This is a genomic window from Micromonospora sp. NPDC049203 (genome assembly GCF_043197215.1).
Classification (GTDB): domain Bacteria; phylum Actinomycetota; class Actinomycetes; order Mycobacteriales; family Micromonosporaceae; genus Micromonospora.
Map to the genome: position 1 here is coordinate 213,909 of NZ_JBICSV010000007.1, position 15,777 is coordinate 229,685.

Genomic DNA, 15,777 nt, shown 5'->3' on the forward strand with positions numbered 1-15,777 from the left:
GCTCACCCCTCATCACACATCGTGGCAGCGGAGAGTGCCGGCGTCGCGGCGGCTGCTACCGCCCCACAGGCGCTGGTCAAGGCCACGGCAACTGCCGCCAAGACAACGACCGTGCCGATCGTCGCCCCTGACACGCCGCCGAGCGGCCATCCCACGGCGATGACGGCACCCACAGCGCCCAGGAGAGCACCGGCTCCACCGATGATCGCCCCTTCGACGCCCGCGAGCTGTCGGATCGAACTTTCGGTCCAGCCCACTGCTCGCAGGGTGTTGATCTCCATGGCTCGCTCCCGAAGACCAACGTAGATGACATTGGCGACCGTCATCAGGCTCGTCGCCAGGAGCATCGCCATCAGGGCTGCGTCAGCGCCCGAAACCCGGGCCTGCACCTCGTTGCCGAGCAGACTTCCGGTGATTGTTCCCGCGTAATCGTTCCTGATCGCCAACAGTGCCGATCCTGCGATCACCGTCAAGGCCACCGCCGTCGCCGCGGTAAGGGTGCGACCCGGCGAGCTCAGGGCGTTGGTCCAGGCGAGGCCTGCTGGCGTCGGTCGGCCTCGGGTCCGGCGTACGGACACTGCCCGGACATCTGGGGCCAGCGAAGGGTAACGACGGGCCGCGCGGAGCGCCGGAACGAGCGCGATGAGAGCGGTCATCACAGTCACGATCGCGAGTGCGGCAAGCGACGCGACCAAAGGCACGTGAAGTGCGGTGATCGCAACCAGTACCCCGCCAAGAGCAAGCGTGACGAGGCCCCCCAGAAAAGCGAGTATCGTCGCCTCGACGACCAGGAGGCCCACGACCCGACGCCGACGCCAGCCGAGGACGCTGAGGACGGCCAACTCCCGGCGGCGACCTCGCAGGTTGGCCACCATATTGCCGGCGAGGAGCCCGAAGCACATCACGGTCACCAGGCCGAACAGTGTCACCGTCTTTTCGTCAGTAGCGCGTACGACGGTCAGGGCGGCGCCCTTTCGGGGCCACATCTCATCAAGGAGCACGGGTGGCCGTCCGAACTGGCCGGATGGCAGGTTGACCGACCGCACCTCAGGCGAGGAACCGAGGGTCACGTCGACCTCGAGGCCTGGAATAGCCGCGATTTGTTCCGCCACCTGCGTGACCCGCTCGCGGGAGCGTCCGTCGACACCGTCGACGTCCGACACTCGTACCCGCAGTGCCCCCACGACGTCGTCGCGTCCTGTCAGCCGCACCGCGTTCTCGACGGAGATCAGGGCCGACGGTGGCAGCGCCAGATAGCTCGTCGGGTTGGAGTTCGGACCGAGGTGGACCTGCCGACCGTCGGCCAGCGCGGGAAGCCCAGCGTCGTACAGCTCGAGTGGCACAGCAGCGAACTCGGAGAACTGTCGGATTGAGTTCGGCTCGAACGTGCCCACCGTACGAACGCGCGCGGGACGCCTGACGTCCTGCGGGTCGAGGAAGGCAGGGCCGACCACGGACCGGAAAACGACGTCCCCGCTCAACAACGGTTGCAGCGCCCGGCGCCCGGTTGCCCGTTCGCCATGGTCGGACACTGCCGTGCTCCATGCGGCCGGAGGATCAGCGGAAACGGGTATGCCTTGCTGCCGGCCGTCCGGGGCGGTCGAGACGCTGGCCGGGCCGATCTTGAGACCGCGATCCAGCCGAACCTCACTGCCCGGCGAGACCTGGGAATGGTAGACGTCCGCCAGGTCGTGCGAGGAAGTCACCTTCCGGATACTGCGAGCCGAGGTCAGCTCCGACAACAACTCGCGAGGAGGGCGCTTGACCAGATCACCCGCATCCACCAGCGCGGTCTCGACCAAGAGCCGCTCATCGAGCGGAAGCCGTTCGGCGACGAGTGCTTGAACGATCAGCTCGGAGTCCGCCGTGGACTCTCCCACGCCACCGGCCAGGTAGCGTCCGCGTCGCACCGAGGCGGGGAGGTCGACCAGATCGGCTTCGGCGGCCGGATCGATCACACCGATCGGCAGCCACAGCGGAGTCGTCATGACGAGCTGCGGATCCGTGACGACTGCCGGGGCAGTGGGAGCGCCCGTGACTGGATCGGGCAGTTCGTTGACGCCGGTGAAATCCTTGTATCGGCCGTCCGGCAGAGCTTGGAAGACCGAAAACGTGGACATGTTCAGCTGCGGACTGCCTCGGTCGACCCCGGGCTGCGGCGCCAGGAACTGCGTGCCGCAGATGGGAACCCAATCGCCCGCGTCGGTCTTCTCAAGATAGACGTACGGCACCTGAACGTGCGCGCAGCCGAGGTCCAGAAGGTCTTCCTGCGAGAGGAGACGGTTGTCGGGCGTGGTGAAGCCCTCGCGTCCGTCGTCTGTCACGATGTGACGGGGAACCGCCACGGGGCGGGTAGTGACGTACGCGAAGCGGGGCTCGGAATCATCAACCCTGGTGAGGCCGGCATCCGCGAGCGTCGACGGTCGAACCCGGACCACTTGCTGCTCGCGGGTGCGGTCGATGATCGACGACAGGGCGATCGGTACCTCCAGGTTCACCCCGATGTACCCGAGCACCCCTGCTGGAGCGGCGGCGTCCACTCCAGCGATCGAGCTGACCGCCTTCCACTGCGCGAGGGTGATGCCGCCGTCATGTCCGATGAGATATCCCGGACGGACCAGACCGGACTCGACCTCGGAACGACTGCGCGAACCTGCGGGACGGACCAGCAGGTCGTACGCTCCTCGGGAGTTGGCGCTGACGAATTGATCGATTGCCAGTCGACGACTTTCCGACGTTCCAGCCAGGACGAGGAATCCGCTCATGACGATGACGACAGCCGCCATCGTGGTGACCAGGCGGTAGGGTCGAGCGATGCCCTGCTGGATAGCGAGCTTCAGCACTACTGTTCCACCCGCAGGTTCCATGTGAGGCCGGATGGGGCTTCGACCCGGATGCGGTACGTGGCGGGTGTGTCGATGACGATTTGATTGGCGAAAGGCGCGCCCGCCAAGTCGTCACACGGCACTGGCAGGACAGCCAGCGGCTCAATATGCAGCTTCAACGTGCCGTGGTCGCACCGACCGGTCAGCCACAGATCGCCCACCGCGACGCTGGCCTTGCCCACCGTGCGTGATCCGGTGGTGGCCGCGACGACCAGAAGTGTCGGACCGTCTCCGGCGGGCGGGGTCCCGACAATGGGCTCCGGCCGGGGCGTGGGTCGACGGGAGGTGTCCGGCGTCGGAGCGCTGCCCGTTGTCGTGGCGGTCTCCGTCGACCTGGTGCCCGCCGAGGTGCATCCGCCAAGCGCCACGGCGCACAGCGCGCCGACGACGAGCGAAGTCGACAAGGTTCGCTTGGACATGTGAACGCCCTTTCGGCCGGTGTATCGAAACCGCTCGGGTCCAGGCGTCCCAATGGACGCCTGGACCCTACGAGCTCAGATCGAGGTCTGCCACAACTTCCAGCCGACACCGGTGGGATGCTTGGCAAGGGTGATCGAGGTCGTCGCACCCGTGCAGTTGGTGTATTCGCGACCGAAAGTTCCCTTGGTCTTCCGCACGTTCACGCCGTAGGTGGCCCATTGGATCTTGTTCGCCGGGACGGTCATCGGACCGGCGGTAATTCCGGCCTTTGCCGTCAGGGTGTAGGTAGCGGCGATGCCCAGGGTGGTTGCGGCGTCCGCATTGATCACCGCAAGGCTGATGCCACCCGAAATGGTAGTCGAGTAGCTCGCGGTAACGGAGACCGAGCCGGTTACCTCCGAGGTGAAGGAGGCGCTTGTGGGTGTCGGATTCTGGTTCCGGACATAGAGCTCGGGACCGACGCGCACGTGATCGTTACCCAAGCTCGAGATGTTGTAGTAGTAGGAGTCGGCGACGCAGGCCGTGGGCCCGGCCTCCGTCGCCGAGGCCGGTGCTGCCGGGGCGGCAACGACGGCGACGAGAGCAGCGGCCATGAGCCCGGCCTGCACTGTCCTTCTCGTTACGGGTAGGATGGACTGTGTACTCACGGGACCTCCGAGGGTTTGACGTGGGAACACAGCGGCTGCGGTGTTGGCGCACCGCAGCCGCACTAAGGGCTATAGAAGCTCCTCTTTTCCCTGGCGAAACAGTAACAGAATCAATTCACGGCGGTTGTCCCGTCGCGGGACGCCGCGTCCGTCACCAGGGCCCCTTCGACGATCACCGAGCACGTCACCGCAGGCCGGATGGATCTGGTGGACGACCTGGAAGGACCACCGGTAGCTCCGACGGATGTCTTCTTGCCCTGGCGCTGGAAGTTCCGGTCGAGGTCAGGAGCTCCAGCCGCCCACGCCGCCGCTCCCGGTGTTGCTGCCGTCCGAACGATTCCGGTGGTCGTCGAGCCGGCGGCGGGCCTCGGCGGATGCCCGGAGGTCGCGTACCCGGCGGCCGTCCACGCGTGTCTGCCGACGACGACGCAACAGGCCGGCGACGAACACGGCGGCCGCGATGACGAGTACGAGGATCACCCAGCGCATGTCGACCTCCCGGTGTCATATGCCTGCCCCCAGTGTCCGCAGCCGGTCAAGGGCCCGCTCCCTCGCGATCACCGCTGTTTGGCTCGCTCTCGGGAGCCGCTCAGGCTGGATGGTCGTGCAGGAACGACTGGGCCGCCGCCTTCGCGGCCGCGGTCGCCTCCTCCGTCTGGTCGAAGGCCGCGCCCCATCCGACGTACAGCTCGAAAAAGCGATCGGCCACGGGTCGCAGCTCCGGCAACCGGGATGTGGCCGCCTGGCAGTAGATCTCGTGCGCCAGGTCCTGGGCGTCACCCTCTCCCGCAACGATGCTCGCCGCTGCCTGACGCATGAGGTGCAGCCGAGCGCCGCGCTCGTCCGGCACCGGCGAGCCGAGTTCGTCCATCGCCTGCCGGAACAGATCGACGGCCTCCCGCGACTGGCCCTTCGACAGGCCGGCAAGCTCACGCAGACCCGGCGAGTCGATGCCTCGGGTCAGAGCGTGAGCAGCCGCCATCGGCAGGGCTTCGCCGACCGGTTCGTCCATCGCCAGCCGGATGGCGAGGTCGCGCAGGTGCTCCACGCCCGAGAGGCTAGGCGACGGACGAGAACAGCGTCGACCGTCGCGATGAGGTGTAGCGCGGGGTCAGTGGATGCCCGCGGCGTGGAGGCGCCGGGTGGCGTCCGGGTCGATGCTGGTCCGCGCGAGCGAACCGGGCGCATCCGCGGAACCGGTGCTGAACGCGCTCACCACCAGCACGACGGACAGCACCGGCATGAACAGCGTCCGGACCAGCATGGCCCAGCACGCCTTGACGCCGATCCGGCTGCCGTCCTCGACCCGCACGAGCTGTGTGCCGGTGAGGACCGCGCCGAGCGCGCGGCCGTTGCCGTAGCAGAGGCCGTAGAGAACCGGCACCAGTACGAACAACGCGAGCACCGCCCCGGCGAGGGCACCGCCGGAGAGGGGCACGGCGCGGTCCACCACGGACAGGGCGACGACACCTACCGCGACAGCGAACAGGCACACCACGAAGTCGATGAGCCAGGACATGACCTGCGCCATCGTGCCGGCCTTGACATACAGCGTGCCGTTGCCGAACATCGCGATCCGCTTGGCCTTCCGGGCACCGAGCACGTGCTCTGCCTGCGCCTGGGCGGCTTCCAGTCGGGTCAACGGCCGGCCCGTGGCGCGGACTGTCACAGCGCTCTCCTGTTGTCGTCGCGAGCACGATGTGCGCCTCGCCTGGGTGCGGACACCCCGCCGTGCCGCATTCCGCTGGAGAGTAGTCGACGCGAGCACTGTTCATGTCCACTGGTCGAGGTGATGGTGCACCTGGACGTCACTGTGGATGCGGAGGCGGGAGCGGCGCGCCGAGTACGCCGGCGCGCCGGTGTCGCTGGCCCTCTACCTCGGCGCCTACCTCGTGGTCGCCGGCCGGCGCACCGCACCGCCGCTTCGTCGGGTGGACCCGGGAAGCCGGTCCGCACGAGCGATATGACTGAGAGGCATAAATATTCCTCTCAGTCATATCGGCTCGACGGCATCAATCTTCCGGCAGGCATGACCCTGTGTGACCGGATGGCCCGGCGTTGCCGGCGGTGAGCGGCAGCGTGGGCCAGGCCGCGAGGTCGTGGAGCATCTGCCGGTCGTGGGTGGCGACGACCACCGCGGCCCTGGTCGTCAGCAGGGCGGCGGTGAGGTCGTCGACGAGCGGCGCGGACAGGTGGTTCGTGGGTTCGTCGAGGATCAGCAGGTCGGGACGTTCGGCCAGGCGCAGTGCCAGGTTCAACCGCCGTTGCTGTCCGTGCGACATTCGGCCGACGGGGGTACGCCGGGCCTCGGCGTCGAGCAGGTTCGTCGCGCCCAGCGGCAGGGTCGTGCCGGCGCAGAGACGCCCGGTGGAGCGCAACCGGCCCACGTGCTGCTCGTACAGGTCGTGCGCGAGCAGCGCCGGTGGCCAGTCGGGCACCTCCTGACCGAGGTACGCGACGCGCGCCCCGGACAGGTGCCGGACCTCCCCGGTCGACGGCGTGAGGTCGCCGGCCAGCACGGAGAGCAGCGTGGACTTGCCGGCGCCGTTGGGTCCGGTCACCAGCAGGCGGTCCCCGCCGTCGAGCGTGAGCGTGACCGGGGTACGCAGGCGCCCGGCCACCGTCACGTCGTGGCAGCGCAGGATCGGCAGTCCGGGACGGGTGTCCAGCGATGGCCAGCGCAGCGGCTGCGGTGGCTCCGGCACGGTGACGCGGTGCGCGTCGAGCGCCTCCTGCCGGCGGCGCAGCGCCTGGACCAGTCCGGGCGCGCGGGACTGGCGCTGGTGCTTGCCGTGTCCCTTCTCCGGCCGCCAGCCGGTGCTGAGGCGGTCCTGCGCCTCCCGTACCCCGTCGGCCAGCCGCTGGTGCTCGGCCTGCTGCGCCTCGTGGTCGCGTACCCAGTGCGCGAAGTCGCGGCGGCGCCCGTCCTGCCAGGCGGCGTAGTCCCCGGCGTAGCGGCGCGGGCGCCCGTCCGCGCTGGGGTCGAGGTCCAGGAACTCCGTGGCGACGTCCCGCAGCAGGGCGCGGTCGTGGGTCACCAGCACGACGCCGCCCGGGTGGTCGCGTAGCCGGGCGGTGAGGAAGGCCAGGCTGTCCGCGTCGAGGTGGTTGGTCGGCTCGTCCAGCATCAGCAGGTCGACCCGCGCTCCCAGCAGGCATGCCAGCCGGACCCGGTAGCGCTGGCCGACGGACAGCGTGGCCAGCTCCCGGTCCCGGTCCGGGCAGGCGTCGAGGCCGGCCAGCGCCACGTCGACGCGCCGCTGCGCGTCCCAGGCGTCCAGCCGGGTCGCCGCGTCCAGGGCGGCGGCGTACGCGTCGTCCGCGCCCGCCCGGCCCTCGGTGAGCGCGATCGCGGCCGCGTCGAACGTCCGCAGCGCGCGTTCGGACTCCCGGATCGCCTCCCGGACGAGCGTGCCCACGGTCTCGCCGTGGCGCGACTCCAGGTTCTGCCGGGCGACGCCGATCGTGCCCAGCCGTTCCACCACGCCCTGGTCGGGAGCGATGAGGCCGGCCAGCACGTGCAGCAGCGTGGTCTTGCCGCGGCCGTTCTCGCCGACGACCGCCAGGCGGGAACCGGCGGAGACGGTCACGCTGACGTCGGACAGCACGACCCGGCCGCCGAGTACGACGCTGACGCCGTCGGCCCGCACGTGCGCCCGGTGCCCGGCGGGCAGCGAACCGCCCGAGGTGGATGGGAAGGAAGGAATGTTGTCGAGGTTGTGCACAGTCCGCTCTTCGGCTCGTCGTGGAGCCGGGCAGCGCGAGGACACCGCCCGGCGGGAACGCCGGGACGGCGGAGCAGAGCTGGTACGTCAGAAGAAGCCGGTCACCCTGCCGCCGTCAGCGGAGGGACCAGGGCTTCATGACAGCGGCGAAGAACCTCATGCGGCAAACAGTACCCGGCTCCGGGCCGGAGATCACCGGAGTTACCGGCGGAGGCGGGCGGAGGCCTCGGCGTCGAGCAGGTCGTTCACCGCCAGCGCCGAGTTGATCAGCGCGAGGTGGCTGAACGCCTGCGGGTAGTTGCCGATCTGCTCACCGGTGGAGGCGATCTCCTCGGCGTAGAGGCCGAGGTGGTTGCTGAAGGTGAGCATCTTCTCCAGCGTGAGCCGGGCGTCGTCGAGCCGGCCGGAACGGGCCAGCGCCTCGACGTACCAGAACGTGCACATGTTGAAGGTGCCCTCGTGGCCGGGCAGCCCGTCGGGGGAGTGGACCGGGTCGTAGCGGTGGACCAGGCTGTCCGAGACCAGGTCCCGTTCGATCGACTCCAGGGTGGACATCCACAGCGGGTCGCTGGGCGTGACGAAGCCGACCGCCGGCATGTAGAGCAGGGCCGCGTCGAGCACGTTCTCGTCGTACGCCTGCACGAAGCTGCCGCGTTCCCGGTGGAAACCGCGGGCCATGACCTGGTTGTAGATCCGGTTGCGCTGCTCGATCCAGCAGCTCATGTCCCCGGGCCGGCCGGTGCGGCTGGCCAGCCGGATGGCCCGGTCCAGCGCGACCCAGGACATCACCCGGCCGAACGTGTAGTTGCGCGGATGGTGCCGGCTCTCCCAGATCCCGGCGTCGCGCTTGTCCCAGTTGTGGCAGAGCCAGTCGATCAGCCGCACGGTGCTCTTCCACACCTGGTGCGACACCCGGATGCCCTGCTCGTCGGCGAGGTGCATGGCGTAGAGCGCCTCGCCGTGGATGTCGAGCTGGAGCTGGTCGGCGGCGCCGTTGCCGATCCGCACCGGACGGGAGCCGCGGTAGCCCTCCAGGTGGTCGAGCACCTCCTCGTGCAGGTCCGAGGACCCGTCCACCCGGTACATGATCTTCAGTGGGTCCTGGTGGTCGCCGGCCTCGCGGATGCGTTCGTCCAGCCAGTCCATGTACCGGCTGACCTCCTCGGTGAACCCGAGGCCGAGCAGCGCGTGCACGGAGAACGAGGTGTCGCGTACCCAGGTGTAGCGGTAGTCCCAGTTGCGGGAGCCGCCGACCAGCTCGGGCAGCGCGGCGGTCGGCGCGGCGATCATCGCGCCGGTCGGCGCGTACGTCATGAGCTTGAGCGTGATGGCCGAGCGCTCGACCATCTCCCGCCAGCGCCCGGTGTAGCGGGAGCGCTCGACCCAGCGCCGCCAGTAGTCCCGGGTCCACTCGAACATGCCCTGGACCTCTTCCGGCGGGATGATCCTGGGCTCGTCGATGCCGGTCTCCAGGACCACCCCGCCGGTGTCGCCCTCCTGCAACGTGCCGTAGGCGATCAGGTCGCCGTCCTCCATGCGGATCTCGCCGGTCTTGGCCCAGAGCTGCCGCACCGGATCGATCGGGTTGAACGCGAGCGTCGCCGACCGGCTCCGGAACAGGTAGCCGTTGCGGTGTCGCTCCAGCTCATGGCTCTCCCGGGCGAAGTCGAAGCGCGGCCGGCACTCCACCCGGAACCGCATGCTGCCGCGCACCATGTTGACCATGCGCACGATGCGGTGCGAGTCGGTGACCCGCTCGCCGGTCACCGGCATGAAGTCCATCACCTCGGCGACGCCGTCCGCGCTGATGAACCGGGTGATCAGGATTGGCGTGCCGGGGAGGTAGAGCTGCTTCGTGACGTACCGGACGTCGTGCGGGGCGATCTGGAAGAAGCCGCCCTTGTCCTTGTCCAGCAACGCGCAGAAGACGCTGGGCGAGTCGAAGCGCGGCGCGCAGAACCAGTCGATCGTCCCGTCACAGGTCACCAGCGCTGCGGTCTGGAGGTCGCCGATGAGCCCGTGATCCTCGATCGCCGGATAGCTCTTCACGTCGCCCCCCAGGTTCCGACTGCCCTCTCCGACTCAACCTAGGGGAAGAATTGTCAGGTTAGAGGGGATTCGTGGTCACCCACCCTCGCGCGTCACGCCGCGCCTCGACCGCCCGGCGGGTCTCCTCGTTCACCAGTTCCGCGTTGATCATCGCTGCGGTCCGGGCACCAGCCGCGGCAGCGGCCCCGACCTGCGCCGACAGGTCGGTCACGTTGCCCGCGACCCACACCCCGGGCACCTCGGTACGCCCCGACTCGTCGGCCGGCAGGTACTCGCCCATCCCGCTGGGGTGCGGTTGCGGGCGCAGTCCCAGTCCGGCCAGGAACCCGGTGCGCGCGACCATCCGGGGCGCGACGGTCAGCACCTCCCGGTCGACGGTGCGGCCGTCGCGCAGGCGTACCCCGGTCACCCGGTCCCCGGCCGTCTCGACGGCCGCGACCTCGCCCTCGACCACCGGCACGCCGCGGGCGGCGAGCTGCTCGGCCTGCTCGTCGGTCAGCGGCGGCGCGGTGTGCCGCAGGTAGACCACGTCGTCGCTCCACTGCCGGAACAGCAGCGTCTGGTGCACCGACATCGGGCCGCTGCCGATCACCCCGATCGGCCGGTCCCGCACCTCCCAGCCGTGGCAGTACGGGCAGTGCACCAGGTCCCGGCCCCAGCGCTCGCGCAGGCCCGGCACCTCGGGCAGCTCGTCGACCAGGCCGGTGGCGACGAGCACATGACCGGCGCGTACCCGCCGGCCGTCGGCGAGCGTCACCTCGAAACCGTCGCCGTCGCGGCGTACCGCCTCGACCCGGCCCTCGGCCAGGTGCCCGCCGTAGCCGCGGACCTCGTCCCGGCCGCGCGCCAGCAGTTCGGCCGGCGGTACGCCGTCGTGGCCCAGCAGCGCGTGCACGCCGTCGGCGGGCGCGTTGCGCGGTTCGCCGCCGTCCACCACGAGCACCGACCGGCGTGCCCGGGCCAGCATCAGCGCGCCGCTCAGCCCGGCCGCGCCGCCGCCGATCACCAGTACCTCGTAGTTCTCGGTCATCGTGACCACCTCCGCGACCAGACTGCGGCGGGGAAGCGCAGAACCGCAAACTCTCTTGCTGATGTGGCAAACTGGGGGCATGGACGTCGACCTCGACCAGGCCCTCGACGCGGTCGGTCCCCGGCTGCGCGCGCTGCGGCGTGAGCGGGAGACCACGCTCACCGATCTCTCCGCCGCCACCGGCATCTCGGTGAGCACGCTGTCCCGGCTGGAGTCCGGCGGCCGCAAGCCCACCCTCGAACTGCTGCTCCCGCTCGCCCGCGCGCACGGCGTGACGCTGGACGAGCTGGTCGGCGCCCCGCCCACCGGCGACCCGCGCGTCCACCTGCGGCCGGTCGCCGCGTTCGGGATGACCATGCTGCCGCTCACCCGCCGCGCCGGCGGCATCCAGGCGTACAAGCTGATCATCCCGGCCGGCGGCCGGTCCGAGCCCGAGCCGAAGACCCACGAGGGGTACGAGTGGGTCTACGTGCTCAACGGGCGGCTGCGGCTCGTGCTCGGCGAGCACGACCTGGTGATGGTCCCCGGTGAGGCGGCCGAGTTCGACACCCGCGTACCGCACTGGTTCGGCCGCGCCGACAGCGAGGGGGTGGAGTTCCTCAGCCTCTTCGGCAGCCAGGGCGAACGCGCCCACCTGCGCGCCCGCCCCCGCGCCTCCCGCTGACTCACCCCACCAGGGCCGGGGCGTCGGCGCGTTTCGCCGTGCGGGGGCGCAGCAGCGCGTACGCGAGCACGACGGCGACCACCACGAGCCCCGCGCCGGCCGCGAACGCCGCGTGGAAGCCGCTGGTCAGTGCCGTGGCCCGGTCGTCGCCGAGCGCGGCCCGGTCCGCGGTGCGCGCGGCGGCCAGCGTGGACAGCACCGCGACCCCGAACGCCATCCCGAGTTGCTGGGTGGTGTTGAACAGCCCGGAGGCGAGACCGGCGTCCTCGGTGCGGGCGGCGGACATGCCGAGCGCGGTGAGCGCCGGCAGCACCAGCCCGAACCCGCCGGCCAGCAGCATCACCGGCAGCACGTCGGGCAGATACCGGCCGTCCACCGGCACCCGGGCCAGCAGCCCGAACATGGCCACCAGCAGGACGAGCCCGGCGGTCAGCACGGCCCGCTCGCCGAAGCGGGCGTTGAGCCGGGCCGAGACGCCGAGCGACACCGCGCCGATCACCACGGCGGCCGGCAGCAGCGCCAGCCCGGTGCGGGTGGCGTCGTAGCCGAGCACCTGCTGGAGGTAGAGCGTGACGAGGACCTGGAACGCGAACGTCGCGGCCACGGTGAGGACCTGCACCACGTTCGCCACCGCGACGCCGCGTGAGCGCAGCAGCCGCAGCGGCATGAGCGGGCGGCGCGCGGTGGCCTGCCGGGCCACGAACCCGGCGACCAGCGCGACGGCGAGCGCGCCCAGGCCGAGCGTGTGCGCCGACGTCACCCCGTACCGCTCGATGGTGACCACCGTGTAGATGCCGAGGACCAGCCCGGCGGTGACCAGCAGCGCGCCCGCCACGTCGGCTCCGGCGGCCAGGCCCAGACCACGGTCCGCGGGCAGCGTGCGGACCGCGAGGACGATGGTGGCCAGCCCGATCGGCAGGTTGATCAGGAAGATCCAGTGCCAGCCCAGCGCGTCGGTGAGCAGGCCGCCGGCGACCTGTCCGATGGCTGCCCCGGCCGCGCCGGTGAAGGCGAACACGGCGAAGGCCCGGGCCCGCCCGGCGGCGTCGGGAAAGAGCGTGACGAGGATGCCGAGGCTGACCGCCGTCGCCGCCGCGCTGCCGACGCCCTGGAGGAAGCGGGCCGCGACGAGCGTGGCGCTGTTCGCCGCCAGCCCGGCCAGCGCGGAGGCGGCGGTGAACAGCGCGGTGCCGCCGAGGAACATCACCCGGCGCCCGATCAGGTCGCCGAGCCGGCCGGCGAGCAGGAGGAGGCTGCCGAACGCGATCAGGTACGCGTTCACCACCCAGCTCAGGCCGGCCGGGGAGAAGTGCAGGTCGCGCTGGATGGCCGGCATCGCCACGGTGACGATGCTGCCGTCCAGGATGGTCATCAGGGTGCCGGTGGCGAGCACGCCGAGGGCGAGCCGGCGGGAGCGGGGAGCGGACATGGAGTCCTCCTGTCGAGAGGTGCGACAGGAGAGACCGTAACGGATGGTTCCGTTGCAGACAATCTATTGACGAACTATTGGCGGGCGCGGCGCGCCGGTTTCGGGCTCTGCACCGGCGTGGCCAGGTGCCCGGCGGTCAGGCGCCGAAGCGCGCGCAGGAAGACCTCCCGCTCGTCGTCCGGCAGGCTCGCCAGCGTCTCGGCGTGCACCCGGTCGACGATCTCCTGGCTGCGGGCGGCCACCCGGGCGCCCTCCTCGGTCACCGCGATGATCCGCGCCCGCCGGTCGGTACGCGACGGGCGCCGCTCGGCCAGCCCGGCCCGCTCCAGCGCGTCCACCGTCACCACCATCGTCGTCTTGTCCATGTCGCCCATCTCGGCGAGCTGGATCTGCGTACGCTCCTCGGGCAGCGCATGTGCGAGCACACAGTGCATCCGGGCGGTCAGCCCGATCTCGGCGAGCGCCGCCGCCACCCGCGTACGCAACACGTGGCTGGTGTGGTCGAGGAGGTACGACAGGTCCGGGCTGCTCATCCGCCCAGCGTACCGATGCTTCCGTGCCGGACGATCCGGCTCGGACCCGGTCCGGGCCGGATACGATCTTGTGAGAAGTCGTCGGCGAGAGGGGTTTGGTGCGGTGAGCGACGTGCAGGTCAGGCAAGTGGTGGTGGGTTACGACGGGTCTCCGGCCGCCAGTGCCGCCATCGAGGCGGGAGCGCTGCTGTTCCCCGGCGCGCACGCGTGGATCGGGCACCTGTGGACGCCCCCGTTCGCCAGCGAGGAACTGCGCAAGCGGCTCTGGACCGGCAACCGCAACATCAACGTGTTCGTGGAGGCCATCGAGCGCGAGGGCGGCCGGGAGGCCGACCGGATGACAGCGGTCGGCGTGATGCTGGGCCGCGCCGCCGGCTGGGACGCCGAGCCGCTCGTGTGCCGCAGCTACGGCGGTGAGGGGCTCCGGCTCGCCGAGCTGGCCGACGAGAAGCAGGCCGACGTGCTGCTGCTCGGCTCACGCGGCCTCGGCGGCGCCCGCGCGGTGCTCGGCAGCGTCTCCGACATGGCAGTGCACTACAGCCCGCGTCCCGTGCTCGTGGTGCCGCACCCGCTGCTGACCGACGAGCACGACGCGCTCGCCGCCGGGCCGGCGGTGGTCGGCTGGGACGCCTCGGCCGGGTCCGAGGCCGCGCTCGCGGCCGCCCGACGTCTCCTCCCCGAGCGGGAGATCATCCTGGTCGCCGTCGACGGCGACGAGGGGGACACGCCGGAGACCCTCGACGGGCAGCCGGTGACCACAGTGCGGGTACGCGCCGGTGGCGGCGCGCCCGGGCGCGCGGTGGCCGAGGCGCTCTCCACGGTCGCCACCGAGCGTAAGGCGAGCCTGGTGGTGGTCGGCTCGCGCGGGCGGACGGCGGTCCGCAAGATCCTGCTCGGCAGCGTCGCCATGGCCACCCTGCACCGCGCGCACCGGCCGGTGCTCGTGGTGCCGCAGAGCCCGGTCCGCGAGGCGGAGTAACCCTTCTCCGGCTTCGTTCGCCGTGCGGGTGGAACGCCGTGGGTGCCTCCGGAACCGGCAGGCACCCACGGTGTTCCACTCGCCGTCCGGCGTGCGGGACCCGCTGCCGGGTGAGCGGTCTGCACGCTGGCAGCGGTCGATGTGTGGCCACTATCCTCGGTCGTGGAGAGCCAGTCGCCATCCGACGGAGTTGTCGATGCTGAAAGGTCTGGCAGCAGACCGGCACGCGCAGGGGGACAGCCGCCGGCTCAACCTCGGCGCGCTGCTGCGGCGTGTCCACCTCACCGGCCCGGTGACGCGGGTCGAGCTGGCCGACTGGATGGGCGTCAACCGCAGCACGGTCATGGGGCTCACCGCGGAACTGGCGGCGGCCGGCCTGGTCCGGGAGGTGGCGGCGGGCGGCAGTGGCCGGGCCGGGCGTCCCTCGCGTGTGGTGCGTCCCGCCTCCGACACCGTCTACGTCCTGGCCTTCGACATCGCCGTGGACCGGCTCGTGGCCGCCCGCGTCGGGCTCGGCGGGGTGGTGTCGGCACGGCTGGAGGCGGAGCGCCCACGTGCCGGGGCCGACCTCGACTCCGTGGTCTCGGTGCTCGCCGACTTCGGGCGGGCCCTGCACCACGCCGCGCCACCCGGGTCGGTGTGCGTGGGTGTGGGCGCCTCCTACTGCGGCATGATCCGGCCGGGCGACGGGATGGTCCGGTTCGGACCGGACATGGGGTGGGTGGACCAGGCGTTCGGCGCCGAGCTGGCGCGGCGGCTGGATCTGGGCCTGCCGGTCCTGGTCGGCAACGAGGCGCACCTCGGTGCGCTGGCCGAGCATCAGCGCGGGGCCGGCGTCGGCGTGCAGAACCTGGTCTACCTGCACGGTGACGTGGGTGTCGGCGGCGGCATCATTGTGGGCGGGGAACTGCTCGACGGCGACGGCGGGTACGCCTCCGAGGTGGGGCACATGCTCGTGAACCCGTACCAGGGGCGGCCCTGCGGCTGCGGCTCGCGCGGGTGCCTGGAGGCCGAGGTCGGGGAGCGGGCGCTGCTCGACGTCGCGGGCCGCCCGGCGCGGGAGAAGGGGCGCGAGGCGGTACGGGCGGTCGTCGCCGCCGCCGCGCGGGGCGAACCCGCAGCCCAGGACGCGCTGCGGCACATCGGTGACTGGCTGGGCATCGGCGTGGCGAACGTGATCAATTTGTTCAACCCCGGCGTGGTGATCTTCGGCGGCACGCTGAGCGAGGTCTTCCCCGCCTCGGCGGCGCACGTACGCAGCCGGATCGCCGCCAACGTGCTGCCCATCTCCCGCGACAAGGCCCGCCTGCGCGTCTCCGCACTCGGCTACGACGCGACCTTGATCGGCGCCGCCGAACTGGGCTTCTCCCCGTTGTTCGCCGACCCCCTCGGCACCCCCGCCCGCGCATAGCCACG

At 71.1% G+C, this 15,777-nt stretch carries 14 protein-coding genes; 3 read left to right on the plus strand and 11 right to left on the minus strand.

All coding sequences use genetic code 11. The features are described 5' to 3' along the window. Window positions 1-2: 2 nt before the first annotated feature. The 9 genes from ACGFIA_RS20695 to ACGFIA_RS20735 all read right to left on the minus strand — a co-directional run bounded on the left by ACGFIA_RS20695 (window position 3) and on the right by ACGFIA_RS20735 (window position 10,756). The gene (locus ACGFIA_RS20695) at window positions 3-2,843 is read right to left on the minus strand and encodes an FtsX-like permease family protein (RefSeq protein WP_357470439.1); all 2,841 of its coding nucleotides are present in this window, start codon (window positions 2,841-2,843) and stop codon (window positions 3-5) included. Then, window positions 2,843-3,304, minus strand: coding sequence for a hypothetical protein (locus ACGFIA_RS20700; protein ID WP_357389163.1), 462 nt, complete (start codon window positions 3,302-3,304; stop codon window positions 2,843-2,845). Before ACGFIA_RS20700 ends, ACGFIA_RS20695 begins: the two co-directional genes overlap by 1 nt. A 75-nt stretch (window positions 3,305-3,379) precedes the next feature. Continuing rightward, window positions 3,380-3,913 carry a hypothetical protein gene (locus ACGFIA_RS20705; protein ID WP_357389161.1) on the minus strand — a complete coding sequence of 178 codons (534 nt, stop codon included), beginning with the start codon at window positions 3,911-3,913 and terminating at the stop codon, window positions 3,380-3,382. A gap of 321 nt (window positions 3,914-4,234) precedes the next feature. Next, the gene (locus tag ACGFIA_RS20710; protein ID WP_357389159.1) at window positions 4,235-4,441 is read right to left on the minus strand and encodes a hypothetical protein; all 207 of its coding nucleotides are present in this window, start codon (window positions 4,439-4,441) and stop codon (window positions 4,235-4,237) included. Between the two features lie 100 nt (window positions 4,442-4,541). Next, window positions 4,542-5,000, minus strand: coding sequence for a hypothetical protein (locus ACGFIA_RS20715; protein WP_357470436.1), 459 nt, complete (start codon window positions 4,998-5,000; stop codon window positions 4,542-4,544). 63 nt (window positions 5,001-5,063) lie between these two features. Next, window positions 5,064-5,594, minus strand: coding sequence for a hypothetical protein (locus tag ACGFIA_RS20720; RefSeq protein ID WP_393261427.1), 531 nt, complete (start codon window positions 5,592-5,594; stop codon window positions 5,064-5,066). A 370-nt stretch (window positions 5,595-5,964) separates the two neighbouring features. Then, window positions 5,965-7,677, minus strand: a complete 1,713-nt coding sequence (locus ACGFIA_RS20725; protein ID WP_393261429.1) for an ABC-F family ATP-binding cassette domain-containing protein — start codon at window positions 7,675-7,677, stop codon at window positions 5,965-5,967. Between the two features lie 201 nt (window positions 7,678-7,878). Further along, window positions 7,879-9,726: a glycoside hydrolase family 15 protein gene (locus tag ACGFIA_RS20730; protein ID WP_393261432.1), complete on the minus strand. Its 1,848-nt coding sequence runs from the start codon at window positions 9,724-9,726 to the stop codon at window positions 7,879-7,881. Between the two features lie 58 nt (window positions 9,727-9,784). Beyond that, window positions 9,785-10,756, minus strand: coding sequence for an NAD(P)/FAD-dependent oxidoreductase (locus ACGFIA_RS20735; RefSeq protein ID WP_210868837.1), 972 nt, complete (start codon window positions 10,754-10,756; stop codon window positions 9,785-9,787). 79 nt (window positions 10,757-10,835) lie between these two features. Here ACGFIA_RS20735 and ACGFIA_RS20740 point away from each other — a divergent pair, with 79 nt between their 5' ends. Next, on the plus strand, window positions 10,836-11,420 hold the full coding sequence (locus ACGFIA_RS20740; protein ID WP_393261435.1) for a helix-turn-helix domain-containing protein: 585 nt from the start codon (window positions 10,836-10,838) through the stop codon (window positions 11,418-11,420). 1 nt (window position 11,421) lies between these two features. Here ACGFIA_RS20740 and ACGFIA_RS20745 read toward each other — a convergent pair whose 3' ends face one another. Together ACGFIA_RS20745 and ACGFIA_RS20750 are read right to left on the minus strand one after the other, a co-directional pair. Next, on the minus strand, window positions 11,422-12,849 hold the full coding sequence (locus tag ACGFIA_RS20745; RefSeq protein WP_393261438.1) for an MFS transporter: 1,428 nt from the start codon (window positions 12,847-12,849) through the stop codon (window positions 11,422-11,424). Window positions 12,850-12,923: 74 nt separating this feature from the next. Further along, window positions 12,924-13,382: a MarR family winged helix-turn-helix transcriptional regulator gene (locus tag ACGFIA_RS20750; RefSeq protein ID WP_357389143.1), complete on the minus strand. Its 459-nt coding sequence runs from the start codon at window positions 13,380-13,382 to the stop codon at window positions 12,924-12,926. 103 nt (window positions 13,383-13,485) lie between these two features. On the opposite strand from ACGFIA_RS20750, the gene ACGFIA_RS20755 reads away from it, so the two are divergent. Beyond that, window positions 13,486-14,361, plus strand: a complete 876-nt coding sequence (locus tag ACGFIA_RS20755; protein WP_393261440.1) for a universal stress protein — start codon at window positions 13,486-13,488, stop codon at window positions 14,359-14,361. A gap of 196 nt (window positions 14,362-14,557) precedes the next feature. Then, window positions 14,558-15,772, plus strand: a complete 1,215-nt coding sequence (locus ACGFIA_RS20760; RefSeq protein ID WP_393261443.1) for an ROK family protein — start codon at window positions 14,558-14,560, stop codon at window positions 15,770-15,772. Window positions 15,773-15,777: the final 5 nt, after the last annotated feature.

Excerpts from the sequence above, each read along its gene's own strand:
- ACGFIA_RS20700 (WP_357389163.1), bottom strand. The coding sequence starts at position 3,304 with ATGTCCAAGCGAACCTTGTCGACTTCGCTCGTCGTCGGCGCGCTGTGC.
- ACGFIA_RS20710 (WP_357389159.1), bottom strand. The coding sequence starts at position 4,441 with ATGCGCTGGGTGATCCTCGTACTCGTCATCGCGGCCGCCGTGTTCGTC.
- ACGFIA_RS20735 (WP_210868837.1), bottom strand. The coding sequence starts at position 10,756 with ATGACCGAGAACTACGAGGTACTGGTGATCGGCGGCGGCGCGGCCGGG.
- ACGFIA_RS20740 (WP_393261435.1), top strand. The coding sequence starts at position 10,836 with ATGGACGTCGACCTCGACCAGGCCCTCGACGCGGTCGGTCCCCGGCTG.
- ACGFIA_RS20745 (WP_393261438.1), bottom strand. The coding sequence starts at position 12,849 with ATGTCCGCTCCCCGCTCCCGCCGGCTCGCCCTCGGCGTGCTCGCCACC.
- ACGFIA_RS20750 (WP_357389143.1), bottom strand. The coding sequence starts at position 13,382 with ATGAGCAGCCCGGACCTGTCGTACCTCCTCGACCACACCAGCCACGTG.
- ACGFIA_RS20760 (WP_393261443.1), top strand. The coding sequence starts at position 14,558 with ATGCTGAAAGGTCTGGCAGCAGACCGGCACGCGCAGGGGGACAGCCGC.